General features: G+C 44.1%; 2 protein-coding genes. One reads left to right on the top strand and one right to left on the bottom strand.

The features are described 5' to 3' along the window. Positions 1-771, bottom strand: a 771-nt coding sequence (locus G395_RS0127105) for a WD40/YVTN/BNR-like repeat-containing protein (protein ID WP_026632865.1), incomplete at its 3' end; no start/stop codon positions are given. Positions 772-1,326: 555 nt separating this feature from the next. Here G395_RS0127105 and G395_RS0127095 point away from each other — a divergent pair. Further along, positions 1,327-1,506 (top strand): hypothetical protein, encoded by a 180-nt coding sequence (locus tag G395_RS0127095; RefSeq protein ID WP_157486856.1) that lies wholly within the window; start codon positions 1,327-1,329, stop codon positions 1,504-1,506. Positions 1,507-1,903: the final 397 nt, after the last annotated feature.

The following is a 1,903-nucleotide window of genomic DNA, read 5'->3' as shown; positions in this document are numbered from 1 at the left end:
ATTGGCGGTAGTCATGTTGGTAAAGCTGTTGCCCCCGTCGGACGAAATCGATAACCCGCCAGCGGTAGCGGCATACACCGTTGACCCCACCACGTACACGTCAGACACAAAATTACTTACCAGCCCATTGGCGGTAGTCCTGTTGGTAAAGCTGTTACCCTCGTCGGTCGAAATCGATAACCCGCTAGTGGTAGCTGCATACACCGTTGACCCCACCACGTACACGGCAGACACAAAATTACTTCCCAGCCCATTGGCGGAAGTCCTGTTGGTAAAGCTGTTGCCCCCGTCGGTCGAAATCGATAACCCGCTAGCGGTAGCTGCATACACCGTTGACCCCACCACGTACACGGCACTCACATAATCATCCCCCAGCCCATTGGCGGAAGTCCTGTTGGTAAAGCTGCTGCCCCCGTCGGTCGAAATATATAACCCAAACCCATCTTGGGTTCCGGCATATACCATCTGGCCCACCGCGTACAAGCCATTCGCATTAAAACCCCCATATCCGGGAATCATTTTGACAAAGTTATTGCGCCCGTCGGGCGAAATATATAAACCGTCATTGGTCCCCGCATACACCGTTTGGTCCTGCGTGTACAAGGAATATATAGTCTGACCCATCATCCCCCCATTGCCGAAGGTGCGAAAGACATCACAGAAAGGGCCATCTTGCGCGGTAACGCGCTGGGGCGAAAGACCCATAACCAGGCTTAGCAAAAGCAGCCAATGCCCTTTGTTTAAACGTAGTAAAGTTTGGTTTATCAACATAATGGTTTGTAAAACAGTTTAAGAGTAGTACTTTCTAAGAGCGTCTCCGGGATTTCATTAAAAATGAGTATCGGATCATATTTGTTGCGACAAAACCTTAATAATTGATCAAACAATAGACTAGAAATTACGAGAAAACTGACCACCTCATCGCGGTCTTGGCTTACTACCCTATCTCTCTTTTCATCAGCAGGTTACTATTGAGACTGCAAATTGGTCTGCTGGTCAATCCGCTGCGAAATGGACGGGCTGTGGCACCGGATTTTCCACTTTCACCCTCTTTTTGCAATAATAACGAATTACAACAAATGGATTTGTTTCTTCACGTCTAATAATCAAATGATTTTTTAGCCGTTCTACTTTCATTTTGCAAATATCAAATATCTGCAAATTACACGCGTATTGCATATAGCGTGGATTCTCGCATATACTTAAACTGTCTTTAAAATGTTTCAATCTATCGTGTCCTGAGCGCAATTTGTTACCCCTCGGAGGCTTGCGTTTGCATTAGAAGATTTTGGCCTAATATAAACTCCTTAATGATATATGTCGTCTATGAAAGAAAACGATAAAACTAAGATAGGACTTGCATTCTGGTTCTGTGTGGTTGCTATCATCAGTGTTCTCGTATTCTACTTTGATAAGTTCGGTACTGCCTTCAAAGTAGCTGATCTTGGTACATTTGGTGATTATTTTGGCGGGCTACTGAATCCGATTTTTGCTGCGGCGAACTGATGACACAGGATACATTAAGCCTGAGCGCCTAATGAATACCATAACAGCGGTATGCAAGAGCGCTGCTTCCCTTGCTGTACCCGAAATTACAATCAAAAAGTGGAATGAGACCTGAACGAATTATAGGCGTATTGGTATGTATGTAAGGCGGGTGGAAAGGCATGGAAACGCAAATCGGTGCTACACTACCTCTTGAATGCAATTTATAGTACGATTTAAGGTGTGCTCAAACCGCTAATCTGTACTATAATATCATTGGAATCCCTTTAATCGTGTAGATTAGGCCCTATATCAATTTTCACTTTAACCACCGTATTTTTTAAGCAATTTCTAGTTTGGATACTTCTGTAACACGTCTCACTAACTAGTTAAAGTTGAAGACAAACGACATAGAAAT

It is taken from the genome of Dyadobacter alkalitolerans DSM 23607 (assembly GCF_000428845.1).
Classification (GTDB): Bacteria; Bacteroidota; Bacteroidia; order Cytophagales; family Spirosomataceae; genus Dyadobacter; species Dyadobacter alkalitolerans.
This window is presented reverse-complemented; position numbering and strand designations above follow the sequence as displayed.

Coding starts and splice junctions, on each gene's coding strand:
- G395_RS0127095 (WP_157486856.1), top strand. CDS start 1,327: ATGAAAGAAAACGATAAAACTAAGATAGGACTTGCATTCTGGTTCTGT.